The organism is Streptomyces sp. NPDC001156 (genome assembly GCF_053598275.1).
In genome coordinates, this window is record NZ_JBSFJX010000027.1 from 57,314 (window position 1) to 82,484 (window position 25,171).

A 25,171-nucleotide genomic window follows, 5' to 3' on the forward strand; every position below is an offset into this window, starting at 1 on the left:
GGTGATCATCCTCCGTGCGGGACTGTCCGGGCTCGCGCCGCTGCCTAGCATGAGGTGCTCGCGCCCGGTTCAGGGCGCGTCAGTACGTTCGTATGTCGTCCGGGGAGGCGCGGAGGAATGCCGGTGTCCGGCCTCACCTCTCGACGGGGCCGCATCTGGGCCGCGGGCGGGATCCTGCTCATCCTGGCTCTGGTGGCGGCGCTGCTGGTCACCACGCTCGGCGGGACCCATCGGGCGCGGGCGGCGGCAGACGGACTGCCGCGCACCACGGTCGAGGTGTCCCCGAGCGGCTGCGGTCGCGGCTGGAACAAGCCGGTGTCCGGTCTGCAGGTCTTCGACTTGCACAACACCTCGGACGGCCCGGCGGAGGTCTATCTGGAGGACCCGCGCAGCCGGGCCCTGTACGGGGAGATCGAGGGTCTCGCACCCGGGACCACCCGGTCGCTGACCGTCCGTCTCGGCACGGGTTCGTACGCGTTCACCTGTCTGCCGGACGACGCCGGCGCGGTCACCGGACCCACCGTCCGCATCACCGGCGGGACGGCCGGGCCCGCGGCGGCCCCGGTCACCGAGCACGATCTGATCCCCCTCGCGATCGACTACCAGAAGTGGGTCGCCGGAGGCCTGGACGAGTTGGCCGGGCTGACCGGGCGGCTGAAGAGTGCGATCGACCGGGGGGACCTCGCCGGGGCCCGTACGGCCTGGCTCCCGGCCCATCTCGCCTATGAGCGGCTCGGCGCGGCGTACGACGCCTTCGGCGACGCGGACGGGCGGATCAACGGAACCGACGCGGGGCTGCCCCGCGGCGTCCACGACCCGTCCTTCTCCGGCTTCCACCGTCTGGAGTACGGGCTGTGGCACGGCCAGAGCGCGGACGCCCTGCGCGGCCCCGCGGCCACCCTCGTCAAGGACGTCGGCGCCCTGCGCGCCGACTGGGCACAGGCCCGTATGGACCCGGCGCAGCTGGGCCTGCGGGCGCACGAGATCCTGGAGAACACGGTGCAGTTCGAGCTGACCGGGCGGACCGACTACGGCAGCGGCAGCAATCTCGCCACCGCCCGTGCGGGCATCGACGGGACCCGCGCCGTCCTGTCCCGGCTGCGTCCCCTGCTCACCACCCGGTACCCGGACCTGCCCGCCCTCGACCGGGAGCTCGACCGCGCTCAGCGCACCCTGGACGGCTTCCACCACGGCAGCACCTGGACACCGCTGAACCGCCTGGACCGTACCGGGCGCGAGCAGGTCGACGCGGTCCTCGGCGACCTGGTCGAACGGCTGGCCTCGGTGGCGACGATCTGCGACCCGCGGAGGACGGTATGAGCACCTCCCCCGAGGTGAGCGGAGTCGGCCGCCGCGGCTTCCTGCGCGGAGCGGCCCTCGCCGGTGCCGGGCTCGCCGCCGGTGGCGCCGCTCCGGCGGCCGGCGCCGACCCCACGGGCCCGCCGCCGATCGCCCCCTTCCACGGCACCCGTCAGGCCTCGGTGCTCGCGGCCCCGCGCCGGGTCACCGCGTTCGCCGCCCTCGACGTGACCGCGGGGAACCGCGAGGAGCTCAGCGAGCTGCTGCGCACTCTCACCGCCCGCGCCCGCTTCCTGACTTCGGGCGGAACGCCGCCGTCTGTCGGGATCACCGGTCCGCCCACCGACTCCGGCATCCTGGGCGAGGAACCGCCCGCCGGCGCGCTCGCGGTGACCGTCGGGGTGGGCGCCTCGCTCTTCGACCACCGGTTCGGCCTGGCCGCCCGCCGCCCGCGCAGGCTGACGGCCATGCCCGCCTTCCCCGACGACGACCTGCGCGCCGAGTGGTGCCACGGAGACCTCAGCCTCCAACTGCACGCCGACGACTCGGACACGGCGCTGCACGCGCTGCGTGACATCGCCCGGCACACCCGCGGCGCCATGCAGATCCGCTGGCGCCTCGACGGGTTCAGCAGCCCGCCCCGTCCCGTCGGCACCCCCCGCAATCTGATGGGCTTCAAGGACGGCACGGCCAACCCCGACCCCACCGACGCCCGCGAGATGAACCGCCTGGTGTGGGTGGGCAGGGGCATGGGCGAGCCGGACTGGGCGGTGGGCGGCAGCTACCAGGTCGTACGGCTGATCCGGATGCTCGTGGAGTTCTGGGACCGGGTCTCCCTCAGCGAGCAGGAGCGGATGTTCGGCAGGGCCCGGGGGACCGGTGCCCTCCTGGACGGGAACGCCGAGCACGACACCCCCGACTACGCCAGCGACCCCAAGGGCGACGTCATCCCGCTGGACAGCCACATACGCCTGGCCAACCCGCGCACGGCGGCCACGGCCGACCAGCGGATCCTGCGCCGCGCGTACAACTACGACGCGGGCCTGGACAGCAACGGCAACCTCGACATGGGACTGCTGTTCTGCTGCTACCAGCAGGACCTTGCCCGCCAGTTCGAGACCGTGCAGCACCGCCTCGCGGGCGAGCCGCTCACCGACTACATCAAGCCGTTCGGCGGTGGTTACTTCTTCGCGCTGCCGGGAGTGCGAGACGGCGCGGACTGGTTCGGACGCACGCTCCTCGGCTGAACCTGTCTAGACAACTTACCGAGTTGTTGGTCAATACACGGTCAAGACTTCCTTTGGCTTCCCTGACTCGCTGTTCATGCGCACGCCATCACCGCTCCAGCGAAGTGCCGCCCGCCCGGCGAAACATCCCTGACCGTACGGCGCAACGACGTTCGTGTCCGGAAGGTGAAGCATCATGGCGAGCAAGGGAAGACGAGCAACGATGAGGAGTCTGGGAGCGCTCCTGGGTGCGGCCGCGCTCACGGCCCTCGGCGCGAACGCGCCGGCCTGGGCCGCCGCGCCAAACGGGTGGCCCCACTCCTCGACCGCCACGCCCATCAAGCACGTGGTCGTCCTTTTCGACGAGAACGTCTCCTTCGACCACTACTTCGCGACCTACCCGCAGGCCGCGAACACCGATGGCACGAAGTTCACGGCGTCCAAGAAGACCCCGAAGGACGTCGACAACCTGCGCACCGCCGGGCTGCTGACGAAGAACCCCAACCAGTACGCGCCCAAGCGGCTCACCCCGTCCCAGGCACTGACCTGCGACCAGAACCACGCGTACGGCCCCGAGCAGTACGCGTACAACGGCGGAAAGAACGACCAGTTCGTCCAGAACACGGACTCGGGCAAGTGCTCCGGCAACCTGTTCGGCGAGCCCGGCCTGGTCATGGACTACTACGACGGCAACACCGTCACCGCGCTGTGGAACTACGCCCAGCAGTACTCCATGAGCGACCGTTCCTACAGCTCCGTCTACGGCCCGTCCACGCCCGGCGCGCTCAACCTGGTCTCCGGTCAGACGCACGGCGTCGTCTCCATGGACCCCGCGACCGGCACGGAGAACCCCAAGCAGACGACGACGCCGGACTCGTACACCGTCCAGTCGCCCGACGCCAAGGGTGTCGGTACGGTCACCAACGACCCCGACCCGGCGTACGACGACTGCTCCGACAAGGACCACACCAGCAAGAACGCGCTCGCCTCGATGCAGGGCCGCAACATCGGTGACGTCCTCAACTCCAAGAAGGTCAGCTGGGGTTGGTTCCAGGGCGGCTTCCGCCCGTCCACCGCGTGGGACGGCAAGCAGGGCGACTACGCCAAGTGCGACGCCACGCACACCAACACCGGCGGCGCCGCGGTCGTGGACTACAGCCCGCACCACTCGCCGTTCGAGTACTACAAGTCGACGTCCAACCCGCACCACCTGCCGCCGAAGAACGTCGACGAGATCGGTCACAACGGCCAGGCGAACCACAACTACGACCTGACCGACTTCGACGCTGCCCTCAAGGCGGGCAAGCTCCCGGCGGTCAGCTTCGTCAAGGCCGCCGAGTACCAGGACGGCCACGCCGCCTACTCGGACCCGATCGACGAGCAGCACTTCCTGGTCGACCAGATCAACGCGCTCCAGAACTCGCCGCAGTGGAGCTCGACGGCCGTCGTCATCGCCTACGACGACTCCGACGGCTGGTACGACCACGCCTACGCCAAGCCGCGCAACGGTTCCAAGGACACCTCGGTCGGTTCCAACGGCAAGGCCGCCGACAGCCCGGCCTGCCAGGCCGGCCCGGCGGCGTCGGGCGGCTACGCGGACCGCTGCGGCCCCGGCACCCGTCAGCCGCTGCTGGTGGTCTCCCCGTACAGCAAGGTCAACAAGGTCGACCACACGCTGACCGACCAGGCCTCGATCACTCGCTTCATCGAGGACAACTGGCGCACGGGCCGTATCGGCGACCACTCCTTCGACGCCACGGCCGGTTCGCTCTCGGGCATGTTCGACTTCCGGCACCCCAACAACAAGCAGGTGCTGCTGAACGCGGACGGCTCGGTCAAGTCGGTCGGCCGGATCCACCACGTGGCCCCGGTCGCCACCAGCATCACCCCGGGTCCCGCCATGGAGAACACGGCGGCGACCACGGACGCGTCCTCGTTCCCGGCCCTGCCGGTGGGCATCGCGGCGGCCGCGATCGTCGCGGCCGGTGCGACGGGCACGTACATCACCCTGCGCCGCAGGGAGCGCGCCGGCGCCTGACGCCTTGCGCAGCCTGCGGGCGGTGACTCCGGAGATCCCGGGGTCACCGCCCGCGGTGCGTCCGTCCTCACTCCCGGCCGTACGGTGTCCCACCGCCCGCGCACAGGGCTCCCACCGCATGCGGGTGCAGTCCCGGGGCCGCCGCGAGGCCGCTCCCGGCGGGCTCGACGCGGTCGGACGGGAGCCGCGGCACATCCCGCCGTGGCCGGCGCCTTCGCCCCGACCGGGGCGCACGACCCGTACATCGCTGTGTGGGTACGGGACCTGGCCCACCTCTACCGTTTCCTGACCCAGGACCTGGGCGGTCCGGGCGTCGAGGGCGCGGGGACGGTCATCGTCGGTCAGGCGGTCAAGCGCCCCGGTCGGCCGTCGGGCCCACGGCCGTGAGCGAAGAGGGCCCCGGCTGTGGGCCGGGGGCCACCCCAGGGCGCCACTCCCTGTCCAGTACGCCGGTCCTGGCCGGTCCGGTCAGGGGTGGCCGGATCCCCGAAGGCCCGGCCTTCGATCCGGCTTCCGTGCAAGGAATGGCCCCGCCCCCGTGGGGTACGCGTCGGGGGCCGCCCGGAGCCGAACGTTCCGGGCCGCCCCGCCCGCCACTACCAGGGGATCCGTCATGAACACGCCCAACAAGAACCACCGCTCGACCGCAGCTCAGGAAGCACTGGACACGCTCGCTGTGGATTCCGCGGACTCGACGGCGCTGGACACACTGGCCGGCAGCGACGTGCTGGTCCCCGTGCCGGACGACGTCGACGAGAACGACGCCACCGATCCCTACGCCGTGTCCCTGCCCGTCCTGGAACAACCGGACGGGGAGCAGACGGTGCCCGTGTTCACCTCCGAGACGGAGATGTCCGACCTGCTGCCGTTCGTCTCGCGTTACCGGCTCGTGCCGCTCGGCGCGCTCGCCTCCCAGTGGCCCACCGGCGATCTCACGCTGACCATAGACGCGGCCTCGCCGCACGGGCTGACACTCAACTCCGACGGAGTGCGCACACTTCTCGCGCGGCCGTAAGGCCCGTACCCACGTCCTGGCCCAGCTGACCGGACGCCCGGCCCGCCGCCGCGCGGGCCCGGCGCACCAGCCGCCCATGACGCCCCACAGGGGACGTCGACACGGGGTCGGCCGGGGCGCCCCTCACAATGACCGCATGAGATGGATCTCCGGCGTGGCCGGCGCACTGCTTCTCGTTGCCGTCTTCGCCAGCATCCTGCGGACCCTGGTGGTCCCGCGCGGCCTCTACTCGGCACTGGTCTACCGGATGTGGTGGGTCCTGCGCCGGCTGCTGCGCCTGGCCGCCCTCCGCGGTGGCTACGAGGCCATCGACCGGGCGCAGACCTGGCTCGGCTCGCTCATGCTGATGGGCATGCTCGCGACCTGGCTGGGCGGAGCCTTCGCGAGTTTCGGCCTCCTCCTGCACGCCCTGTCCTCACTGACCTGGGCCAACTCATTCCGCGAGGCCGGATCCAGCATGTTCACCCTCGGCTTCGCCAGCGGTCAGCGGCTGCATCTGTCCGCGGTCGACTTCCTGGCGGCGATCACCGGGCCCGTTCTGATCGCCCTGCAGATCGCCTACCTGCCCACCCTGTACGCGGCCTACAACCGCCGCGAACTCGAGGTGACACTGCTCCAGTCCCGGGCCGGAGAACCCGCCTGGGGCCCCGAGATCCTGGCCCGTCAGTGGCTCGTCGACACCGAGACCGCCCTGCCCGAGCTCTTCCGCGCCTGGGAGCGGCTTGCCGCGGACATCGGGGAGAGCCACGCCAGCTACCCGGTCCTGATCGCGTTCCGCTCGCCCGGCCCGTACCGCAACTGGATGGTCGGGCTGCTCGCCGTGATGGACGCGGCGGCCATGCAGCTCTCGCTCGCGCCGCACGCCGCGCCGGCGGAGGCCCGGCTGGTGATCAGAGCCGGGTTCACCTCCCTGCGCGACATCGCCAGCTCGGTGCGCTTCGCGTTCGACTCCGACCCGGTGCCAGACGCACCGGTCCGTCTCACCTTCGGCGAGTTCGAGGCGGCCGTGGCGATGGTGATGGCCGCGGGCTTCCCCGCCGAACGGACGGCACGGGAGGCCTGGCCGCACTTCCGCGGCTGGCGGGTCAACTACGAGCCGATCGCGTACGAACTGTGCCGCCGCACCGACGCCGTACCCGCGTTGTGGAGCGGGCCACGCGATTTCCCCTCCGCCCCGATCCCGCCCCGGCGCCCGACGGACCGGCAGCCCCCCGCAGATCGGCCTGAAGTGCCCCCCGCGGCGGGGTAGTCCGGGCCGGTCCCGCGGGAAGATCCCGGGGGAGAGCACCGGCTCGGAAGGGGGATGGTCGTGAGGGTCGTCCTGCTGGGTACGGCCGCCGGTGGCGGCTTCCCGCAGTGGAACTGCGCGTGCGCGCTGTGCACGGCCGCCCGCGACGGCGAACTGCCCACCCGCACTCAGGAGTGCGTCGCCATCTCCGGCAATGCGCGCGACTGGTGGCTCCTCAACGCCTCACCGGACATCCGTACGCAGGTGACGGCCACCACCGTGCTCCGGCCGGGCCCGGGCCCGCGGGACACCCCGCTCAGGGGCGTTCTGCTGACGGACGCGGAGGTCGACCACATCGCGGGACTGACGGCGCTCCGGGGCGCGGCCGGCCTGAAGGTGTACGCCGCGCCACCGGTCCTGGCCGTCCTGGCCCCGCTGCGGGCGGGCCTCGACCGCTGTGCCGTGTGGGAGTGGGTGGACGCCCTGACTGACGGCGGGTTCGTCCTGGCCGGCGGTCTGGTCGTCTCCGCGCATCCGGTGGGCGCCGAGGCGCCCGGGTACGTGGCCGATGCCGCTCCCGACGACCACTGGGTGATCGCTTACCGCGTCGAGGACCTGTCCACTGGCGGAGTGCTCGTGTACGCACCCCGCGTCGGCGCGTGGTCGCCGGTCCTGGACGAGTTGCTGACCGAGGCGGACTGCGCGCTGCTGGACGGCACGTTCTGCACGGCGGACGAGCTGGACGCGGCGATCGGGGGCGGACCTGGGAAGGCGGCGCCGGGCCACCTCTCCATCGCGGGCGCGCACGGCTCTCTGGCCGCCCTCGCCCGGCACCCGGGACCGCGCCGGATCTACACCCACCTCAACAACACCAACCCGCTGCTCGACCCCGCCTCGGCCGCGCGGCGTCAGGTGACCGAGGCCGGAGCCGAAGTCCTCGCGGACGGCGCCGAGTTCACTCTGTGACCGGTTGCCCCGCGGGAGTCGGTGCGGTGAGCATCCGGGCCAGGACCTCACGCTGCAGCGGCAGTGCCTCGGCGTGCACCTCGCGGCCCTTCTCGGTGAGGGCGACCCACACCCCGCGCCGGTCCTCCTCGCACACGGAGCGGTGGACCAGGCCGTCCTTCTCCAGCCGTCCGATCAGCCGTGACAGAGCGCTCTGGCTCAGATGCACCCGCCCTGCGATGTTCTGCACCCGGCACTGATCGCCCGCCGCCGGCGCCTCGGTGGCGAGGATGTCGAGCACCTCGAAGTCGCTGGCGCCGAGCCCGTACGAGTGCAGCACCCGGTCGATCTCGCACATGGTGTGGGCGTGCACCGACAGGATGTCCCGCCACTGCTCCTCGAGCCGGGCACCGGCCGTTTTCGCTGCCATACTCGCACGGTAACAGAAACGGGCTGCTTTGTTTACCGTGCAACTAGTGCTTCTGCAAGCAGCCCGTCGCACCGAAGGGGGCGCGGCGGCCCGACTAGGCGGCCGGGTCCTGGAGCAGCCCCACCAGGTTGCCGTCCGCGTCCTTGACGAAGGCGATCAGCCTGCCGCCACCGACGTCCTGGGCGTCCTGGAGCAGCTCGGCCCCGGCGTCCAGCAGCCCTTTGAGGCGGGCCTTGAGGTCGGACACGTGCCAGTAGGGCACCGGTCCGGTCATCCCTTTGGCGTGGCCGTTCGGGTCGAGGCCGACGTCCTGCCCCGCCGCCTTGTACCCGACGTAGTACGGCTCGTCGGCGTAGGGCTCCACCTCCAGCAGGGCACCGAAGAGGGCCTTCGCCCGGGCGAGGTCCTTGACGGGGTAGATGATCGTCTTGAGTTCGGCGGTCATGAGTGCTCCTCGGCGGTTGCGTGGGCCGACGGGGTTCGTCGGTGGTTCCACGCTAGGGCGGGGGGCCGTCCTGTGGCTTCTTTGAAACTGACCGGTCGCGCGCGGCGGAGATCAGCCACCGCCGATCCCTGCGGAAGGTGAGGCCCGGCCGCACGCGAGGCCGGGCCGGACCTGTGACGGGCCTGTTCGATCAGAGCACTTCGGCCCGTTACCACCTCGGCCCGGCACCACAGGGCACGCGACAGTGGGTCAGGAGGGCGGTCGGAGGGGACGGCATGCTGAGGACACCGGTGAGCGAGCAGCGGACGCGGATCCTGGAGTGGCTGAAGGACCCCGAGGCCCACTTTCCGCCGCCCCGCCGCGGCGACCTGGTCGAGGACGGCGTGACCGCGGCGGCCGTCGCCGCGAAACTCGCCGTGCCCCGGTCCGTCGCCGATACCGATCTGCGTCTTCTCGCCGAAATCGGCCTGCTGCGCGCGAAGCGGATCCGGCGGCATACCCACTACCGCCGCGACGAGGTCCGTATCGCCGAGGTTGCACGCATGTTCGAGAAGGGGTGGTAGACGGCCGCGGCGCGGGCAGGCCGCCTCCGGGAGTGGTGCAGCAACGCGCCGCGTCAGCCGTCGCCCCGGCTTCCGGATGGTGACCCGTGCCTGCGAGTCGGCCCGTGGGAACGGTGCCGCGGCCGCAGCCCGGCGGGCGACCTGGGTGCGCAGTGGTCCTGGTCGGGGTTACCCTTGCTCGGGCCGCGATCATGTCTTGCGGCGCGGCGGTGGGGCCCGCCGTCCACGAACCGCGGCAGTTCTGCCGCCAACGGTCCCTACTTGCGATGGAGCGTGCCCGTCCAGCAGGGTCGCGGCGAGTAGGAGAAGTGCACCGATGAGAGTCCCCCACCCCAAGAGTGCCGACCGCGGCAGTGCCGCCACGCCCGAGCCCGTCCGGCGGCCGTCGTCCTGGCACGGTCAGGGGCCCGTCGTCGCCGTTGTCTCCCTCGGTGGCGTCGTCGGCGCTACCGCCCGGTACGGCGCGTCGCTGCTGTGGCCCGCGGGGGCCGGGGGATTTCCCTGGGCCACCTTCTGGGTCAACGTCGTCGGCTGCGCCGTGATGGGCGTGTTCATGGTCGTCATCACCGATGTGTGGGCGGCCCACCGGCTGGTGCGGCCCTTCTTCGGCACGGGTGTGCTCGGCGGCTTCACCACCTTCTCGACCTACGCCGTCGACATCGAGCGGCTGGTCGACTCGGGGCACCCTCGCACCGCGTTCGCCTATCTGTTCGCGACCCTGCTCGGGGCCCTCGCGGCGGTGTGGCTCGCGATGGCGACCGCCCGCCGGGCCCTGGCACGGCGGCAACGATGAACGAGACCACCGACCGGCGCCCCACGGAGGCGGCCATGACGCGACTGACCGGCAGGGCCCTCAGGCTGACCGTCTTCATCGGCGAGCACGACCGGTGGCACCACAAGCCCCTCTACGCCGAGATCGTGCACCGCGCGCATGCCGCCGGACTCGCGGGTGCGAGCGTCTTCCGCGGCATCGAGGGCTTCGGTGCCTCCTCCCTCATCCACACCTCGCGGCTGCTGTCGCTGAGCGAGGATCTGCCGGTGGCCGTGGTGCTCGTGGACACCGAGGAGCGCATCCGCGCTTTCCTGTCGCAGCTGGACGAACTCGTCACCGAGGGGCTCGTGACGCTGGACCCCTGCGAGGTCATCACGTACGTCGGGCGGCACGACGCGCCGCCCGCGGCGGACGGGAAAGGTGAGAACGCGTTGTGAATTGGCTGCTGGTGATCGTCGGCGCCATGGTCGGGGCGCCGCTGCGCTATGTCGTGGACCGTGCGGTGCAGTTCAAGCACGACACGGTCTTCCCCTGGGGCACCCTGCTGGTCAATGTCACGGGTTCTCTGGTCCTCGGCCTGCTGACCGGGGCGGCCTCGGCCGGTCATGCTTCCCCGCACCTGCAACTTCTGATCGGTACGGGCCTGTGCGGGGCGCTGACGACGTACTCGACGTTCTCGTACGAGACGCTGCGGCTGACCGGGACCGGGGCGGGGTTCTACGCTGCCGCCAACGTCGTGGCGAACGTGGCGGCGGGGCTGGGTGCAGCCTTTGTCGGGGTTTCGTTCACCCAGGCTCTGTGGCCCTAGGGGGCGGACGTGACCCGGGCGTAGTAAAACCTTCTTGCAGCACTACCGTCTACAGCACTGTCGACCAACTCCTCAGAACTGGATCCCATGAGTGTCATCAACGTCGGTCAGGCCGTCGTCCTCGGAGTCGTCGAGGGGGTGACCGAATTCCTCCCCGTCTCGTCGACCGGCCACCTCAAGATCACCGAGGGGCTGATGGGGATCCCCGTCGACGACAAGGCCGTCGTCGGGTTCTCGGCCGTCATCCAGGTCGGGGCGATCGCGGCCGTGCTCCTGTACTTCTTCAAGGACATCGTGCGGATCGTCTCGGCGTGGTCCCGGGGCCTGTTCAACCCGCGGGAGCGGTATCACCACGACTACAAGTTCGCCTGGTGGGTGATCGCCGCGACCATTCCGATCGTGGTGGTGGGCCTGGCCGCGAAGCCGCTGATCGACGGACCGCTCGCCTCGCTGTGGGTGGTGGCGGCCTCGCTGATCGTCGGCAGCGGCGTGATGTGGGCGGCGGACCAGATGGGCCGGCACAAGCGCGGCGAGGACGACACCTCGTTCAAGGACGCGATGCTGGTGGGCAGCTCCCAGATCCTCGCGCTGCTCTTCCCGGGCTTCTCCCGCTCCGGCGCGACGATGTCGACCGCGCTCATCCTCGACCTCGACCGGGTCGCGGCGACCCGTCTCTCCTTCTTCCTCGGCATTCCCGCCCTCACCGGCGCCGGTCTCTACGAGCTGAAGGACGCCCTGGGGACGGGGGTGGGCGCCGCGCCACTGGCCGTCGGGACGATCGTCTCCTTCGTGGTCGCCTACGCCTCGATCGCCTGGCTCCTGAAGTTCGTGGCCAAGCACTCCTTCAACGCCTTCGTGATCTACCGGCTCGTCATCGGCGTGCTGCTGCTGGGTCTGCTCGGGACCGGCGCGCTCAGCTGATCAAGGACCTGCTGCCGGCGGCCGGCTGACCGGCCGGCCGCCGCTGTCCGCCAGGGGGCGGGAAGCCGGTGCCGCGGCCTCCCGCCCCCTGAACGTCTCGGTGCCCCCTGGAGCGGTCCGCGCCGCCGGGCGGCACGATGGTGACCATGGCCACCTCGCCGCCCTTCCAGGCCGTACTGGACCGCATCGCCGAAGAGATCGAGCAGTTGCCCGGGCGCGGGCGGCCCGCCGACTACATCCCCGCACTCGCCGCCCTGGACCCGCGACGCTTCGGTATGGCGGTGGCCGAGCCGGACGGCGCGGTGTACGGCGTGGGGGAGTGGCGGCAGCCGTTCTCCACGCAGTCCGTCACCAAGGTCTACACCCTCGCTCTCGACCTCGCCCGCGAAGGCGACGCACTGTGGGAGCACGTGGGCCGGGAGCCCTCGGGCAACCCCTTCAACTCACTGGTCCAGCTGGAGTACGAGAACGGGATTCCGCGCAACCCGTTCATCAACGCGGGCGCCCTCGTCGTCACCGACCGGCTGCACAGCCGCACCGGGAACGCCGCCGGTGCGCTGCTCGACTTCCTGCGGACCGAGAGCGGCAACCCGGAACTCTCCTTCGACCAGGAGGTCGCGGCCTCCGAGGCCGCGCACGGTGACCGCAACGCCGCCCTCGCCCATTTCATGGCGTCCTACGGCAACATCGGCAACCCGGTGCCGGTCCTCCTCGACCAGTACTTCCGTCAGTGCTCCATCGACGCGTCCTGCGCCGACCTCGCGCTCGCGACCCGCTTCCTGGCCCGGCACGGCATCGGGGCCGACGGCTCGCGGCTGCTGACCCGCAGTCAGGCCAAGCAGGTCAACGCGGTGATGCTGACCTGCGGCACGTACGACGCGGCGGGCGACTTCGCGTACCGGGTCGGGCTCCCCGGCAAGAGCGGCGTGGGCGGCGGCATCATCGCGGTCGTCCCCGGCCGCTGCACGCTGTGCGTGTGGAGTCCCGGTCTGGACGAGCGCGGCAATTCGGTTGCGGGCGTCGCGGCCCTGGACCGTTTCACCACTCTCACGGGGCTTTCTGTGTTCTGACCGTGCCGCCCGTGCGCGGGGCGCCGACCGGGACCTTCGTGTCGCCGACGACGGCCGATCACATTGCGGCCACATGTAGGCCGCCCGGCCGAGGGACGCGCGTCGCTTTCTCGCCACCCGGCGTTGACACGCTAACCGAGTGTTGGCCATGGCTTTCCCCGTCGATCTCCGCCGCTGCCAGGCGCTCGGACTGGCCGGTACGGCCATTCTCGCGTTGGGCGGTGAGACCGCCGGGGCCCTGCCGGTCGCGGATCTGGTCTCCCCCGAGTCCGGGCGCGCCGCCCTCGGGCTCGTGGGGGTGTACTTCGGTGTCGTCCTGCTCATCGCCGCCTGGGCACTGCTCGGCAGGGTGATTCGCGGCCCGGAACCGCCCACCGCACGCGCCCTGCTGCTCGTCCTCGCCGTGTGGGCGGCACCGCTGTTGCTCGCGCCGCCGCTGTTCAGCCGGGACGTGTACAGCTACCTCGCGCAAGGCGCCATGGTCGACTCCCATATCGACGTGTACACACACGGGCCCGCGCAACTTGGCGGTCCGCTGGCCGACGAGGTCGCGCCCGTGTGGCGGAACACGGCGGCACCCTACGGGCCGGTCTTCCTCGTCGTCGCCCGCGCGCTCTCCGGCCTGACCCGTGGTGAACTCCCGGCCGGATTGCTCGGCATGAGGCTGGTCGCCCTTGTCGGCGTGGCCCTGATGGCGGCGGCGCTGCCGCGGCTCGCCCGGCAGTGCGGCGCCGACCCGGCCGCCGCGCTCTGGCTCGGCGCGCTGAACCCGCTGGTCCTGCTGCACCTGGTCGCGGGCGCCCACAACGACGCCATCATGCTGGGGCTGCTCGGCGTCGGCCTGCTCGCCGCCCGCGGCCGCCTGCACGTCGTCGGCGTCGTCCTGGTCACGCTCGCCGCTCTGGTCAAGGCCCCAGCCGCCTTGGGCCTGCTGGCAGTCATCGCGCTACGGCGCCACGTGGGTCTGGCGCGGGCGGTGGCCACGACCACGGTGACGGCGGTGGCCACCACCGTGGTGGCCACGGCGGTCGCCGGCACGGGATACGGCTGGATAGCCGCCCTGAAAACCCCTGTCTCACCGCACAACTGGTCACCCACCAGCGTGCTCGGCCGGGTCACCGGCCGTCTGCTCGACGGTCTGGGAAGCGACTTCGCGCCTCTCGCCATCCCGGTCTGGCACGCCGCCGGACTTCTCGCGACCACGCTCGCGGTGCTGTTCATATGGCTGAAGTTGCGGCCTGGCCCGATTTACGCGCTCGGTCTGAGCCTTGCCGTCGTCGCAGTTCTCGGCCCGGCGATCCGGCCCTGGTACGCCCTGTGGGGGTTGTTCCTCATCGCCGCGGCGGCCCCGAGCGCTTCCGTGCGCCACCGGGTGGCCGCCGCCACCGCGGTGCTCGCGCTGGGCGTGCTGCCGAGCGGTGGGCCGCCGGACACCGCCCAGGTGGTGCTGGCCGTCTCCGGCGGCGTCCTCGCCCTGGTGGTCCTGTGGCAGGCGCACCAGGCGTCGCAAGCCCCCGTGCTGGGAGGAACCGCGTGAGACCTCCCCGCACCGAGAGGGGACGGCTCGTCCTCGTCCTGTGCCTCGCCGCCGCCGTGGCCGTCTTCACGGCCACGGTTCCGCTACTGCGCGGCTGGTTCGACCTGCGCGTCTACTACGGGACCGTGGACGCCTGGGTGCACCATGGCGGTCACATCTACGACTACCGGGTGCCGGGGACGACATACGGCTTCACCTATCCGCCGTTCGCCGCCCTGTGCATGCTGCCGATGGCGTTCGTCGGTCTGAACACGGCCATCGTCTGCGCGCTGCTGCTGAACCTCGCGGCCGTCTCCGTCGTGCTGTGGATCCTCGTGGGTGCGGAGTTGCGCCGGTACGGATGGTTCGGCTGGGCCCTGGCCGCGTGCACGCTGGCGGTGCTGGAACCGGTGCGGGACACCTTCAGCTTCGGGCAGGTCAACCTTCTGCTGCTGGCTCTCGTGCTGGTCGACGCCTGGTTGCTGTCCACCGGCCGTGAGCGCTGGGCCGGGATCGGCATCGGACTCGCGGCGGCCATCAAGCTGACGCCCGCGGTCTTCATCGGCCTGCTTCTGCTCGCCCGCAGATGGCGGGCCGCCGCCGTCGCGACCGCCGTCGCGGCGGCCGGCACGCTGTTCGCCTTCCTGGCGGCTCCGAGTGCCTCCCGCTTCTACTGGGGGCACGCCGTGTGGGACACCACCCGCGTCGGGCGCCTCGACTACGTCTCCAACCAGTCGTTGCAGGGCGTCCTCGCCCGGCTCGCGGCACCGGGCGAACCGAGCCATGCGGCCTGGGCGGTGACCGCCGTCCTGGTTCTCGCGCTGTGGGCGTGGCGTACCCACCGTGCGCTCAGGGCCGGTGAGTGGCGGGCCGCCTTCGCGCTGACGGGGCTCACCGCCTGCCTGATCAGCCCGATCACCTGGGTGCACCACCTCGTCTGGCTACTGCCGTCGTTCGCCGTGCTGGTCCAGGCGGGCCGGCTGCGGATCGCGGGCGCCCTCTACGCGGTGCTGTGCAGCAGTGTGGTGTGGCTGTGGTTCGACGACGCATCGGGGATCGACGGCTTCATCGGCAGCAACATCTACGTATGGATCACTCTCGGTCTTCTGTTGTGGCTGCCGGTCGGTCAGCCTCGGGCCGGTCGCCCGTTCTTCAGCCGCATCGCCAGCGCGACCACCGCCCCCACGCCCACCCCGACGGCACCCGCGAGCGCCCCTCTCTCCGGCCAGTCGGTGTCCTCCGCCGGAGAGGCCGCGGGCGCGGGCGCGGGAGAGGGACGGGACCGCGACCCTGCCGGGCGGGCGGGAAGGAGCGAGCCGACCGGCGTGACACGTCCTTCGGCGGCGAACCCCCAGTCGAGCAGCGAGCGCGCCTCCTCGTAGACGGCGTGCGGGCGGCCTCCTTGAGGGTTCATCACCGTCACCACAAGGGTGCGCCCGCTGTGGCGGGCGGCGGCCACGAGAGTGTTGCCCGCATGGCTGGTGTAGCCGTTCTTGATGCCGATCAGCCCGGGGTAGGCCGCCACGCCGTCGCGACCGGTCAGCAGCCGATTCGTGTTCGCGATCTCGTACGAGGATCCGCCGTCGCCGGGGAATGTGGACTCGACGGTGCCGCAGTAGCGTGTGAAGTCCGCGTTCTGCAGTCCGGCCCTCCCGAACACCGCGAGGTCGTACGCGGACGACACCTGTCCGTCGGCGTCGTATCCGTCGGGGGTGACCACATGGGTGTCGAGAGCGCCCAGTGAGCGGGCCTTGGCCTGCATCTGGCGGACGGTCATCGGCACTCCGCCGTTGAGTGCGGAGAGCACGTGCACGGCGTCGTTGCCGGAGTTCAGGAAGACCCCCTGCCACAGGTCGCTGACCCGGTAGGTGTGCCCCTCGCGGATACCGACCAGGCTGCTGCCGGGTTCGACGCCCGCCAGGTCGAGCCGGCTGACGGTGTGCTGGGTCGCGCCCGGCAGCGTCGGCAGGACGGTGAGGGCGAACAGGGTCTTCAGGGTGCTCGCGGGAGGCAGCGGGCGGTGCGCGTCGTGTGCGGCGAGCACGGCGCCGGTGCCGGCGTCGGCCACCACCCAGGACAGGGCCGAGACCTCGGGCAACGGGGTGGCTCCCGGCCGTGGCCGCACCTGTGTCCCGGACTGGTACAGGGCTGAGGTCCGTGCGGTCGTAGGCCCGTCGGTACCGGAATCGGCGCCCGTGTCGGCGACGGCGGGGTGCGGTACGAGGACCGGTGCGGCAAGCACGCCGAGCGCGCAGCAGGAGACGACGACGCGGGATGAGAATCCGATGCTCATACCGGAAACGTTAGGAACGGTACGGGTGTGTATGCCCGGATGACGTGGGCCGAGTGGGGGGATGGTGCACCCGGATGCCGGAAACCGGGGCCTCGACGGGCCCTGTGGGTCACCCGGCAGGCAGCGTGGGCTGGATCTGGCGCAGGAAGGCCGTGTTGTCGGGGGTGGCCCGCAGCCGTTCCAGCAGGGTCTGCAGGTTGGCCTGGCCGTCACCCGACTGCAGGGCACGCCGCAGTCCCCGCACGGCCGTCAGCTCCCTCGCGGACAGCAGGAGTTCCTCGCGACGCGTGCCGGACGGGGCGATGTCCACGGCCGGGTAGAGGCGGTGGGAGGCGAGGGTGCGGTCGAGCCGCAGTTCCATGTTGCCGGTGCTCTTGAGCTCCTCGAAGAAGAAGTCGTCGGCTCGGGAACCGGTCTCCACCAGCGCGGTGGCCAGGATGGTGAGGGAGCCGCCCTCCTCGGCCAGACGTGCTGCGCCGAAGAGCCGCTTGGGGCCTTGCAGGGCGGCGGCGTCCACCCCGCCGCTGAGGGTGCGCCCGCCCGCGGCGGCCGCGTTGTTGTGCGCCCGGCACAGCCGGGTCAGCGAGTCGAGCAGGACGACGACGTCCTGCCCCTGCTCGACGAGGCGCTTGGCGCGCTCGACGACCAGTTCGGCGAGCGCGATGTGCTGCTTCGGGCTCCGGTCGAACGTCGAGGCGTACACCTCGCCGCGCACCGAGCGCCGCATGTCGGTCACCTCTTCGGGCCGTTCGTCGAGCAGCACCACCATCAGGTGGCACTCGGGGTGGTTGCCGGCGACCGCCGCGGCGATCTGCTGGAGCAGCACGGTCTTGCCGGTCTTGGGTGGCGCGACGATCAGCCCGCGCTGTCCCTTGCCGATGGGCGAGAGGAGGTCGATGACGCGCCCGGACAGGCCGGCCGCCGAGTGTTCCAGGCGAAGCCGCTCGCGCGGGTGCAGCGGGGTGAGGTTGCGGAAGTCAGGTCGGCCGCGCAGCTCGTCCGGGGCGCGGCCGTTGATCTGCTCGACCTCGGTGAGGGAGCGCCCGGCACGGGTGCCGACGAGCGTGTCGCCCTTGCGCAGCCCGTGGCGGCGGATGAGGGCAGGGGAGACCTGGGGGTCGGCGGGCGAGGCGGCACAGCCGGCGGAGCGCAGATGCCCCTTGCCGTTCTGGTCCACGTCGAGCACGCCGGTGGCGGTCTGGGGCGGGGCTTCCTGCCGTGCGGCAGAGCGTTCGAGTGTGGTGGTCATTCGGGGTCCTTTCACGGACGGAGACTCGGTACGGGAGGGAGAGGGGCCGGGCAGGCGGGTGGGAACGCGCCTCGCTGCGGCGGAGAACATCACCTCGGGTACGGCGGAAACGCACTGCTCGCGAGGTGATGCGGGAAAGCCGATGCGTCTGCGTCGGTCACAAGAAGACGGACAGGTCGACGCTCTGGGAGGAACGAGCACCGACGCCCAGAAGGGGCGTACACAGGTGCTGATCGCACTGTAGCACTCGACGAGCGGGTGCGGGGCCGGGATGGATCCGGCGTCCCGTTCAACGTATCGCGGACCTGGCCTATTCCGGCCTTCGGCGCGGGGTGCCGGCTTCGCCGAGGTGCTGCGCATCGTGCGGCAAGCGGGCAGAATCGATCGCCGTACGGCGTCAGAGCGACCCCCACGGCAAGGAGTTCCGGTGGACACCTCCTCCGCCGCACCACACCGTATGGACCCCTCCGGCGGATGCCCGCACCCCGACAACGCCAGGCTGCTCGCTGGGGGTGCCGTCGCGCCGGTCGTGCTGCCCGGGGAGATCGAGGGAATGGCCGTACTCGGGCACGACGCCCTCAGGGAGTTCCTTTCGCACCCCGATGTCGCCAAGAACGCGCGCCACTTCACCGCGCTGCGCGAGGGGCGGATCGCCGAGGGCTGGCCCCTGATGACCTTCGCGACCGTGCACGGGATGACCACGGCCGACGGCGAGGACCACCGGCGTCTGCGGTCGCTCGTCAGCCGGGCGTTCACGGCGCGGCGCGTCGAGGAACTGCGCCCGCGTGTCGAGCAGTTGACCGCCTCCCTGCTCGAGGATCTGGCCCGCGCCGCCGCATCCGCCGACGGGGTGGCCGATCTCAGGCGGCACTTCGCGCTGCCCCTGCCGATGGCGGTCATCAGTGAGCTGCTCGGCGTGGACGACCGCTACCGGGACCGGCTGCACCAGTTGTCCAGCCGGGTCGTGGCCACGGACATCGGCCCGCAGCAGGCCATCGCCGCCAACCGGGACCTCGTCGCCGTCCTCGGCGAGATCGCCGCCGCCAAGGCGGAGCGCCCCGAGGACGACCTCACCAGCGCGCTCATCGCCGCCCACGACGAGGACGGCGACCGGCTCAGCGGGCCGGAGCTGATCGGCACGCTGGTGCTGATGATCATCGCCGGGCACGAGACCACCCTCAACCTGATCACCAACGCCGTCCGGGCGCTCTGCGGCCATCGCGAGCAGCTCGAACTCGTGCAGAAGGGCCAGGTGGGGTGGGGCGATGTCGTGGAGGAGACCCTGCGCTGGGACGCGCCCGTGAGCTACTTCCCCTTCCGCTACCCCGTGCGGGACCTGACCGTGGACGGGACCGTCATACCCAAGGGCACGCCCGTGCTCGCCGGATACTCCGCCGCCGGGCGCGATCCGGCCGTGCACGGAGCGGACGCCGACCGGTTCGATGTCACCAGGCCGGGGCGCAGTGGCGCGGTACGCAGTCTGTCGCTCGGGCACGGTGCCCACTACTGCCTGGGCGCTCCGCTGGCCCGTATGGAGGCCGGCATCGCGCTGGAGCGCCTGTTCACCCGTTTCCCGGAGCTCGAACTCGCCCTTCCGGAGGCCGAGCTGACCCCTCATGCGAGCTTCGTGGGCAACAGCGTGCGGACGCTTCCCGTACGCCTGTGAACCCGCGCTCACAGCGGTCGTACGAGCCCGCGGTCATCGCGGGGCACGCCGGGGCCGGAGTCCCGGACCCCGGCGTGCCCGGTGCGCTCAGCAGTAGAGGTTGGAGCCGGGGCTGACGCCGAGGAGCGCGGTGAACCGCTGGTAGGCGTCCACGCGGCTCTGCACCTGGGCGGGGTTCCTTCCGTCGCACTCCAGGGAGCCGTTGATGCTGCGGATGGTCTGGCCGAAGCCGGCCTGGTTCACCATCGCGTTGTGCGGGGTCATGGTGCCGGGACCGGACTGCGTGTTCCAGTACCAAAGGCCCGTGCGCCAGGCCACGGCGGCGTCGTTCTGCACCAGCCACGGGTTGTCGAGGAGGTCGATGCCGAGCGCGTCTCCGGCGGCCTTGTAGTTGAAGTTCCAGCTGAGCTGGATGGGGCCGCGGCCGTAGTACGCCGCCTGCCCGGCCGGGCAGCCGTAGGGCCGGCCCCAGTCGCAGTAGGTCGGGTAGTTGGCGGTGTTCTGCTCGACCACGTACACCAGGCCGCCGGTCTCGTGGCTGACGTTGGCCAGGAATGCCGCGGCCTCCTGCTTCTTCACGGTGTCGCTACCCGTGTTGGCGAACCCGGGGTAGGAGCTCAGGGCCTGGACGAGACCGCTGTAGGTGTAGAAGGAGTTCCGGTTCGGGAACATCTGGTTGAACTGGGCTTCGCTGACCACGAATCCGGACGGGTTGGAATTGCCGCCGCCGCTCGCGGGAGCGTTCCACTTCTGGTTGGCCGCACCCGTGCAGGTCCAGATCTGCAGCCGGGTGGCGTTGGCGGAGCTGTTGTCACGGACGTCCAGGCACTTGTTCGCGGCCGGGTTGACTATGTCGTGGGCGCCGGTGACCACCCACTGCTGGTTGGCGCCGCCCGTACAGTCCCAGAGCTGCACCGCGGCGCCGTCGGCCGTGCTGCGGTCAACGACGTCCAGGCACTTGCCGAGCGCCCGCAGGGTGCCGTCGCCCGGGTTGGACCAGAGCTGGGCGGCGGTGCCGTTGCAGTCGTAGAGCTGTACGGCTGTTCCGTTCGCGCTGTTGGCTCCGGCGACGTCGACGCACTTGCCGGCGAGTCCGGTGATCCGGCCGTCGGCGGCGCGGGCGGGCGCGGTGGTGAAGAGTGCGGCCAGCACGGCGGCGAGGACGGCGGCGATCATGAGCCTGAGTGGGAAACGTCTGAAGTGGGGGGTGGACCTCACGGAGTTCACTCCTCTTCGGTTCAGGACGGTCTGCGTGGCGACACGGCGACCGGCCCGGGAGCTGCTTCGCTCGGTGGAACTCCGGTCGCACGCAAGGGACTTGACGGCGGGGAACCTAAAGGTCTGAACCAATCGCGTCAAGAGGTGAAGCGCCACAACGTTGTCACCCCGGCCCACTGCTCAGGAGTCGAAACCGGACCCGTGGTGAGGTACGCCGAGGTGGGGCGTGTACCGGGGGAGCCGGTCGCCTTTACGGCGCGGGTGAAATCACGGGGGATGCCCGGGACCCGTCCCGGGTCCCACCTCGGCGTGTGTTCTGGCTATTGGATGTCGAGCTTGAGGTTGTGAAGTGTTGCGACGCCAGCGACGGCGTGGTCGATCGCATTGCCGCGTCGTCGGCATTGGCGGAGGATCTGGTCGTCTTTGACGCGTGCGATGGTGTGTTCTGCGACGGCACGGTCTTTGCGGAAGCGTTGGTAGTCGCGGCCTTTGATGATGCGTCCGTCGGGCCCGCGGTGCGGCGTGCGGATGCGGTCGCTGCCGCGGTAGCCGCCGTCGCCTGACAGGCGAGGATGCTCGGGCAGGACTTTACCGAGTGTTTCGCGGAAGACGACGATGTCGTTCCGGTTGCCGGGCCAGGCGTTTCCCACTGCCACCACGCGGCGGTTGCGGGCCCGGCAGACGATCTGCACGTTCACGCTGCGCCGGTAGATCTTGCTCTGTGCGGTGCGCTGCTAATCGTGGACGGGGATCAACGTTCCGTCGACGACCTACAGTTCACGCCGGTCGGTGGGCGGTGGCCCGAGAAGCTCAGCGACTGGTGTGGCGAGCGGTGTGGTGACGTGGTGTGCGGCCGCGTGGGAGATACCGAAGAGGGAACCGAGTTGCTGCATGGTGAGGTTGGTGCGGTAGGCCGGGACGACGACAAGGGCCCGGACGGCGAACAGCTGCGCCCAGTGCAGACCGCGGCCTGCGTCCGGCTTGACGTTGCACATTGCTCGACGACGTACTGCAGTTGCGGGCCGGTCGCCCCGTCCAATAACGAAGGTCGGCGGACGTGCAACGGGCCAGACTCAGGCGCATGGCGCCGATCGTGGAGCCGCAGTGCCGGTGGTGGCCGGGCATTGTCAGTGGCGGCACGTAGCTTTGGCATTGTTTGCGGGATTACTCGTGGTGCGGACGCGTCGCCGTTGCCGCGAGGGAAGGAGGAGGTGGGTGTCGGTGAGTGCCGAGCTGCTGGAAACCGTGCCCACCTCCGACGACGCTCGAGTGCGCGGGTTTCGAGGGAAGAACAAGGGCAAACGCTGGACGCGCGGGAAAGACGCCGCCGAGCTTGCGGTGATCCGCCTGCCGTTGGACGTCCACGATGCCGCCACACGACGCCGGGTTGAGCAGCTGTACTCGGCGATGTGGTCGCTCAAGCGGGCGTTGCAGCGTGATGCCCGGGCCGCGGTGGATGCATTCTGGGCTGGTGACGTGCGCCGTGAGGCGGACGCGAAAGCGTGGCGCCTCGAGTTGGGCCTGTCCCGGGAGCGGATGGAGCGTCGCGCGTATCGGCACATGGAAGCTTCCGGGCACCTCGCGCACCACGTGACCAAAGCGTTGGTGATGCATCAAGCCGACGAGGTCTTCGAGACGTCGGTGAGCCGGCACCTGTTCCCAGACGCGTCCGGCTGCCGTTTCGGGCGGCCGACGTCGGCCGGTGGTGGAACTACACTCGCATTCCCGGCCGCGCCCGCTCCCACACCGTCGCCCGGAAGTGGGAGACGTTCCGGTTGCACGGCACGCTCACAGGGCATCTGGACGCCTACCGGCACCGCAGCCTCGACGACGCGGTGGCCACTCCCGAGCAGGCCGGGGCACTGCCTCCGGGTACGCGGGTTCTCGAGCAGCCGCGTCGAATGGCAGTGCCGGCACGCCCATCGGGGCGTATTGAGACAGGAGAACGGACGGCGAAGGGCGCGCCTAAGACCCGGGCCGCGACGTGGTGGGACCACACCGGCCCCCTGGCTGTCGTTGTCACCGGCGGCGCCGCCAACACGCGCGGAGACCTGGTCCTGCCCGTGCGGCTGCCGTCGGGGTGTGGGCGGTGGCCGCGGCTGCTGCACTTCCTGGGCAACCCCGAGACCTGGCACAAGATCGACCTCGTACGTCGTCGCGACGCCAGCGCACCTGGTGGCTGGGCGTACGAAGCCCACCTCATGGTCCTCACCGCAGGCTACGCATCCCCCGCCACCCGCGCCCGCCGCAAGGCGGCCGCCGGGCTCGAGCGGGTCGGTGGTGTCGACGGCAACGTGTCCAACCTCTCCGTTGTATCTTTCCCGGCCACGTTCGATCCGGCTGCCGGGTCCCTCGAGGCATCCCGGGTTGAGCTGACCGACGACGAGCGTGCCGCCCTGGCCAAGGCCCGCCGCAAGGAACGCGGCCGCAAGAGGGCCCTCGACCGCTCCCGCAGGGCATCGAACCCGGTCCAGTACGGGCCGTCGAAGCGGCAACTGGCCCGGGCCGAGCGTAGGCAGGCCGCCGGCCTGCCTGTGCGGGCAGTCGAAGTGCCTGGGGGTGCCCGGGCAGCAAACAAGGCCGGAGTGCCCCAGCAGGCATATCGGCGAGACGTCCTGTCGGCCGGCTACCGCTTCAACCGGGCCCGCCTCGCTGAAGCCGCAGCGCGGTGCCCTCCCCACACGGGGCCGCACCCACGCGGCAGCCCATAAGCCGGAGATCTCCGGTCCCAGGGCCTCTGCTCGGCGAAACACCACCGACCGGTACCGTTCCACCCCGAATGAGACCCGACCCGCAACCGAGCGGCACAAGGCCCACGTCGGAGCGACCGCCCACGCGGCACACGCACCACCCAAGCGCGTGTCCCCGCACGGGAACCGGGCGGCCATCACACCAGCATCACGTGATGACTCTTAGCCGTCGAGTTCGAAGATGCCGTAGCCGAATCCGCGGGCCGTGATCACGCCGTCGGTGAGCTCCACTCCCGCGGACTCCAACGGGCGGCCAGCGGCGGCGTGGGGATGGCGGGCCTCGTCGCGCCGCGGGTTGACGACCACCAGATAGCGGCCGCCCCGGACGTACACGAACGGGTACCCGGTGTGCAGCACCACCAGCGAGGCGCGCGGGCCGAGTTCCGGAGCGGATCTGCGCAAGGCGATCAGCCGGCGTACGAGGTGCAGCAGGGAGGCCTCGTCGGCGCGCTGGTCGGAGACGGTGGGACGGTCGGGAGAGGGGTCCAGGGGAAGGTACAGACGGTCCTCGGCAGCCGTGGAGAACCCGGCGTTCGGGCCCTCGTCCCACTGCATGGGGGTGCGCGAGCCCGCCCGGTTGTACCGCGGCCCGAGCACGCTGCCCTCCTTGTCCGGCAGGCCTGGGACGTAGCGCATGCCGATCTCGTCGCCGTAGTAGATCGCGGGCAGCGTCGGCCATGTCAGCTGGAACGCGAAGGCGGCGGGCAGCTGCTCTGCCGTGCGGGGCCCGCAGTTGAGGCGGGAGAAGTCGTGGTTCGACGTCGGCAGGGAGATCAATCCGGAGGTTCCCAGCGCCGCGGCCGCCTTGTCGTAGGCCTCCACGAAGGGGCGCGCGGAGCCCTGGCCGCTCGGGTCGAAGAAGCAGTCGAGCGGGTCCCAGCGCGCATCGACCGTGCCCTCGCCGTTGCTCCACAGCGAACGCAGGGCCAGACCGTCCGTGGAGCCGCCGAAGTGCAGGAAGAAGTCCGTGTGGAAGCCGGCCGGGACGGAGACCTCGGGGTCGCCCCACTCCGACAGCAGCACTGCCTGCGGATGGGCCCCGTCCAGCCAGTGCCGCAACTCGGTCCAGACCGCGGCCGTCTCCGTCCGGTCCGGGTCGTCCTTGACGAGCGAGGCCGCCATGTCGACGCGGAAGCCGGAAAGCCCGAGCCGGAGCCAGTGGCCCATGATCTCGCGCAGCGCGGCCCGGTTGGCGCGCGGGCCCTCGGCGTCCACCGGCTGACGCCAGGGCTCGTCCGGATCCTCCCGCGCATAGCCGAAGTTGAGGGCGGGCTGGACGTCGAAGAAGTTCGGCAGATACGAACCCGGGCGGGTGCCGGGAGAGGCGACGAAGCCCTACGGGCGGCTTTGGGGCGCCCAGATGTAGCGGTGGTCGTCGGGGTCGTCCGCCGACGCCCTGAACCAGGGATGTCGGTCGGAGGTGTGCCCGGCCACGAGGTCGAGCAGGATGCGGATGCCCCGGCGGCCCGCCTCGTCGACGAGTTCCGCCAGGTCTTCGGCGGACCCGTAGCGGGGCGCGATGCTCAGGTAGTCGGCGACGTCGTACCCAGCGTCGCGGAAGGGGGAGACGAAACAGGGGTGCTGAGCTGCTTCGGATCGAGTTAACTTTAGTGCCTATTAAAGTCTTTGAGTGAGTGTAGGGTTCTGGAGGAATGAACCTCAAGGAGTGGGCGAAGGCGAACGGTGTGCACCCGCACACCGCCTATCGCTGGTTCCGCG

The 25,171-nt window shown here is 71.0% G+C and carries 23 protein-coding genes and 2 pseudogenes; 17 read left to right on the forward strand and 8 right to left on the reverse strand.

What is annotated here, in order from left to right; all coding sequences use genetic code 11:
- Positions 1 to 117 precede the first annotated feature (117 nt).
- The 7 genes from ACWDA7_RS16390 (at position 118) to pqqB (ending at position 7,772) form a co-directional block, all read left to right on the forward strand.
- Positions 118 to 1,320 (forward strand): EfeM/EfeO family lipoprotein, encoded by a 1,203-nt coding sequence (locus ACWDA7_RS16390; RefSeq protein ID WP_450604887.1) that lies wholly within the window; start codon positions 118 to 120, stop codon positions 1,318 to 1,320.
- Entirely contained in the window at positions 1,317 to 2,546 is a 1,230-nt protein-coding gene (efeB, locus tag ACWDA7_RS16395) for an iron uptake transporter deferrochelatase/peroxidase subunit (protein WP_450604889.1), read from the forward strand. The genes ACWDA7_RS16390 and efeB overlap by 4 nt, the downstream gene beginning before the upstream one ends.
- A 202-nt stretch (positions 2,547 to 2,748) precedes the next feature.
- Positions 2,749 to 4,563, forward strand: coding sequence for a phospholipase C (locus tag ACWDA7_RS16400; RefSeq protein ID WP_450604918.1), 1,815 nt, complete (start codon positions 2,749 to 2,751; stop codon positions 4,561 to 4,563).
- A gap of 201 nt (positions 4,564 to 4,764) precedes the next feature.
- Positions 4,765 to 4,950, forward strand: coding sequence for a hypothetical protein (locus ACWDA7_RS16405; protein ID WP_450604890.1), 186 nt, complete (start codon positions 4,765 to 4,767; stop codon positions 4,948 to 4,950).
- A 226-nt stretch (positions 4,951 to 5,176) separates the two neighbouring features.
- Entirely contained in the window at positions 5,177 to 5,578 is a 402-nt protein-coding gene (locus tag ACWDA7_RS16410) for an SseB family protein (RefSeq protein ID WP_359396444.1), read from the forward strand.
- Positions 5,579 to 5,714: 136 nt separating this feature from the next.
- Positions 5,715 to 6,827 (forward strand): hypothetical protein, encoded by a 1,113-nt coding sequence (locus ACWDA7_RS16415; protein WP_450604891.1) that lies wholly within the window; start codon positions 5,715 to 5,717, stop codon positions 6,825 to 6,827.
- Positions 6,828 to 6,881: 54 nt separating this feature from the next.
- The gene (gene pqqB / locus ACWDA7_RS16420) at positions 6,882 to 7,772 is read left to right on the forward strand and encodes a pyrroloquinoline quinone biosynthesis protein PqqB (RefSeq protein WP_450604892.1); all 891 of its coding nucleotides are present in this window, start codon (positions 6,882 to 6,884) and stop codon (positions 7,770 to 7,772) included.
- Here the strand turns inward: pqqB and ACWDA7_RS16425 are convergent.
- Positions 7,762 to 8,181 carry a MarR family transcriptional regulator gene (locus ACWDA7_RS16425; RefSeq protein ID WP_450604893.1) on the reverse strand — a complete coding sequence of 140 codons (420 nt, stop codon included), beginning with the start codon at positions 8,179 to 8,181 and terminating at the stop codon, positions 7,762 to 7,764. The two genes, pqqB and ACWDA7_RS16425, sit on opposite strands and share 11 nt — an antisense overlap.
- 94 nt (positions 8,182 to 8,275) lie before the next feature.
- A complete protein-coding gene (locus ACWDA7_RS16430) occupies positions 8,276 to 8,626 on the reverse strand; it encodes a VOC family protein (protein WP_450604894.1) in 351 nt (116 codons plus the stop codon).
- 275 nt (positions 8,627 to 8,901) lie between these two features.
- Here ACWDA7_RS16430 and ACWDA7_RS16435 point away from each other — a divergent pair, with 275 nt between their 5' ends.
- The 8 genes from ACWDA7_RS16435 (at position 8,902) to ACWDA7_RS16470 (ending at position 15,658) form a co-directional block, all read left to right on the forward strand.
- Positions 8,902 to 9,189, forward strand: coding sequence for an ArsR family transcriptional regulator (locus tag ACWDA7_RS16435; RefSeq protein ID WP_450604895.1), 288 nt, complete (start codon positions 8,902 to 8,904; stop codon positions 9,187 to 9,189).
- Between the two features lie 316 nt (positions 9,190 to 9,505).
- Positions 9,506 to 9,982, forward strand: coding sequence for a fluoride efflux transporter CrcB (gene crcB / locus ACWDA7_RS16440; protein ID WP_450604897.1), 477 nt, complete (start codon positions 9,506 to 9,508; stop codon positions 9,980 to 9,982).
- Positions 9,983 to 10,017: 35 nt separating this feature from the next.
- Entirely contained in the window at positions 10,018 to 10,398 is a 381-nt protein-coding gene (locus ACWDA7_RS16445; protein ID WP_450604919.1) for a DUF190 domain-containing protein, read from the forward strand.
- Positions 10,395 to 10,769: a fluoride efflux transporter CrcB gene (gene crcB / locus ACWDA7_RS16450; protein ID WP_359396429.1), complete on the forward strand. Its 375-nt coding sequence runs from the start codon at positions 10,395 to 10,397 to the stop codon at positions 10,767 to 10,769. The genes ACWDA7_RS16445 and crcB (ACWDA7_RS16450) overlap by 4 nt, the downstream gene beginning before the upstream one ends.
- A gap of 87 nt (positions 10,770 to 10,856) precedes the next feature.
- Positions 10,857 to 11,690, forward strand: coding sequence for an undecaprenyl-diphosphate phosphatase (locus ACWDA7_RS16455; RefSeq protein WP_450604899.1), 834 nt, complete (start codon positions 10,857 to 10,859; stop codon positions 11,688 to 11,690).
- Positions 11,691 to 11,836: 146 nt separating this feature from the next.
- Positions 11,837 to 12,760, forward strand: coding sequence for a glutaminase (locus ACWDA7_RS16460; RefSeq protein ID WP_450604901.1), 924 nt, complete (start codon positions 11,837 to 11,839; stop codon positions 12,758 to 12,760).
- A gap of 148 nt (positions 12,761 to 12,908) precedes the next feature.
- Positions 12,909 to 14,297: a polyprenol phosphomannose-dependent alpha 1,6 mannosyltransferase MptB gene (gene mptB / locus ACWDA7_RS16465; RefSeq protein ID WP_450604903.1), complete on the forward strand. Its 1,389-nt coding sequence runs from the start codon at positions 12,909 to 12,911 to the stop codon at positions 14,295 to 14,297.
- Positions 14,294 to 15,658, forward strand: a complete 1,365-nt coding sequence (locus ACWDA7_RS16470; RefSeq protein WP_450604904.1) for a glycosyltransferase 87 family protein — start codon at positions 14,294 to 14,296, stop codon at positions 15,656 to 15,658. Before mptB ends, ACWDA7_RS16470 begins: the two co-directional genes overlap by 4 nt.
- A gap of 83 nt (positions 15,659 to 15,741) precedes the next feature.
- Here the strand turns inward: ACWDA7_RS16470 and ACWDA7_RS16475 are convergent.
- Together ACWDA7_RS16475 and rho are read right to left on the reverse strand one after the other, a co-directional pair.
- Positions 15,742 to 16,569 (reverse strand): annotated as a pseudogene (locus ACWDA7_RS16475) (D-alanyl-D-alanine carboxypeptidase family protein); the annotation flags it as partial.
- 109 nt (positions 16,570 to 16,678) lie between these two features.
- Positions 16,679 to 17,908 carry a transcription termination factor Rho gene (gene rho / locus ACWDA7_RS16480; RefSeq protein ID WP_450604905.1) on the reverse strand — a complete coding sequence of 410 codons (1,230 nt, stop codon included), beginning with the start codon at positions 17,906 to 17,908 and terminating at the stop codon, positions 16,679 to 16,681.
- A 337-nt stretch (positions 17,909 to 18,245) separates the two neighbouring features.
- Between rho and ACWDA7_RS16485 the strand changes: the two genes are divergently transcribed.
- Positions 18,246 to 19,484, forward strand: a complete 1,239-nt coding sequence (locus ACWDA7_RS16485; RefSeq protein ID WP_450604907.1) for a cytochrome P450 family protein — start codon at positions 18,246 to 18,248, stop codon at positions 19,482 to 19,484.
- An 87-nt stretch (positions 19,485 to 19,571) separates the two neighbouring features.
- On the opposite strand, the gene ACWDA7_RS16490 is transcribed toward ACWDA7_RS16485, so the two are convergent.
- The 3 genes from ACWDA7_RS16490 to ACWDA7_RS16500 all read right to left on the reverse strand — a co-directional run bounded on the left by ACWDA7_RS16490 (position 19,572) and on the right by ACWDA7_RS16500 (position 21,697).
- A complete protein-coding gene (locus tag ACWDA7_RS16490; protein WP_450604909.1) occupies positions 19,572 to 20,660 on the reverse strand; it encodes a glycoside hydrolase family 19 protein in 1,089 nt (362 codons plus the stop codon).
- 362 nt (positions 20,661 to 21,022) lie between these two features.
- A complete protein-coding gene (locus ACWDA7_RS16495) occupies positions 21,023 to 21,400 on the reverse strand; it encodes a transposase (RefSeq protein WP_450604911.1) in 378 nt (125 codons plus the stop codon).
- Positions 21,401 to 21,472: 72 nt separating this feature from the next.
- Entirely contained in the window at positions 21,473 to 21,697 is a 225-nt protein-coding gene (locus tag ACWDA7_RS16500; RefSeq protein ID WP_450604912.1) for a hypothetical protein, read from the reverse strand.
- Positions 21,698 to 22,477: 780 nt separating this feature from the next.
- Between ACWDA7_RS16500 and ACWDA7_RS16505 the strand changes: the two genes are divergently transcribed.
- The gene (locus ACWDA7_RS16505) at positions 22,478 to 23,413 is read left to right on the forward strand and encodes a hypothetical protein (protein WP_450604913.1); all 936 of its coding nucleotides are present in this window, start codon (positions 22,478 to 22,480) and stop codon (positions 23,411 to 23,413) included.
- Between the two features lie 201 nt (positions 23,414 to 23,614).
- Here the strand turns inward: ACWDA7_RS16505 and ACWDA7_RS16510 are convergent.
- Positions 23,615 to 25,033 (reverse strand): annotated as a pseudogene (locus ACWDA7_RS16510) (alpha-amylase family glycosyl hydrolase); the annotation flags it as partial.
- Positions 25,034 to 25,171 lie beyond the last annotated feature (138 nt).

Bases quoted from the DNA above. Each gene is read 5' to 3' on its own strand.
- rho (WP_450604905.1), bottom strand. From the start codon at position 17,908: ATGTTCTCCGCCGCAGCGAGGCGCGTTCCCACCCGCCTGCCCGGCCCC.
- pqqB (WP_450604892.1), top strand. From the start codon at position 6,882: ATGGTCGTGAGGGTCGTCCTGCTGGGTACGGCCGCCGGTGGCGGCTTC.
- ACWDA7_RS16425 (WP_450604893.1), bottom strand. From the start codon at position 8,181: ATGGCAGCGAAAACGGCCGGTGCCCGGCTCGAGGAGCAGTGGCGGGAC.
- ACWDA7_RS16410 (WP_359396444.1), top strand. From the start codon at position 5,177: ATGAACACGCCCAACAAGAACCACCGCTCGACCGCAGCTCAGGAAGCA.
- ACWDA7_RS16390 (WP_450604887.1), top strand. From the start codon at position 118: ATGCCGGTGTCCGGCCTCACCTCTCGACGGGGCCGCATCTGGGCCGCG.
- crcB (WP_450604897.1), top strand. From the start codon at position 9,506: ATGAGAGTCCCCCACCCCAAGAGTGCCGACCGCGGCAGTGCCGCCACG.
- ACWDA7_RS16430 (WP_450604894.1), bottom strand. From the start codon at position 8,626: ATGACCGCCGAACTCAAGACGATCATCTACCCCGTCAAGGACCTCGCC.
- ACWDA7_RS16415 (WP_450604891.1), top strand. From the start codon at position 5,715: ATGAGATGGATCTCCGGCGTGGCCGGCGCACTGCTTCTCGTTGCCGTC.
- ACWDA7_RS16490 (WP_450604909.1), bottom strand. From the start codon at position 20,660: ATGATCGCCGCCGTCCTCGCCGCCGTGCTGGCCGCACTCTTCACCACC.
- mptB (WP_450604903.1), top strand. From the start codon at position 12,909: ATGGCTTTCCCCGTCGATCTCCGCCGCTGCCAGGCGCTCGGACTGGCC.
- ACWDA7_RS16445 (WP_450604919.1), top strand. From the start codon at position 10,018: ATGACGCGACTGACCGGCAGGGCCCTCAGGCTGACCGTCTTCATCGGC.
- ACWDA7_RS16460 (WP_450604901.1), top strand. From the start codon at position 11,837: ATGGCCACCTCGCCGCCCTTCCAGGCCGTACTGGACCGCATCGCCGAA.
- ACWDA7_RS16400 (WP_450604918.1), top strand. From the start codon at position 2,749: ATGAGGAGTCTGGGAGCGCTCCTGGGTGCGGCCGCGCTCACGGCCCTC.
- ACWDA7_RS16435 (WP_450604895.1), top strand. From the start codon at position 8,902: ATGCTGAGGACACCGGTGAGCGAGCAGCGGACGCGGATCCTGGAGTGG.
- ACWDA7_RS16500 (WP_450604912.1), bottom strand. From the start codon at position 21,697: ATGTGCAACGTCAAGCCGGACGCAGGCCGCGGTCTGCACTGGGCGCAG.
- ACWDA7_RS16455 (WP_450604899.1), top strand. From the start codon at position 10,857: ATGAGTGTCATCAACGTCGGTCAGGCCGTCGTCCTCGGAGTCGTCGAG.
- efeB (WP_450604889.1), top strand. From the start codon at position 1,317: ATGAGCACCTCCCCCGAGGTGAGCGGAGTCGGCCGCCGCGGCTTCCTG.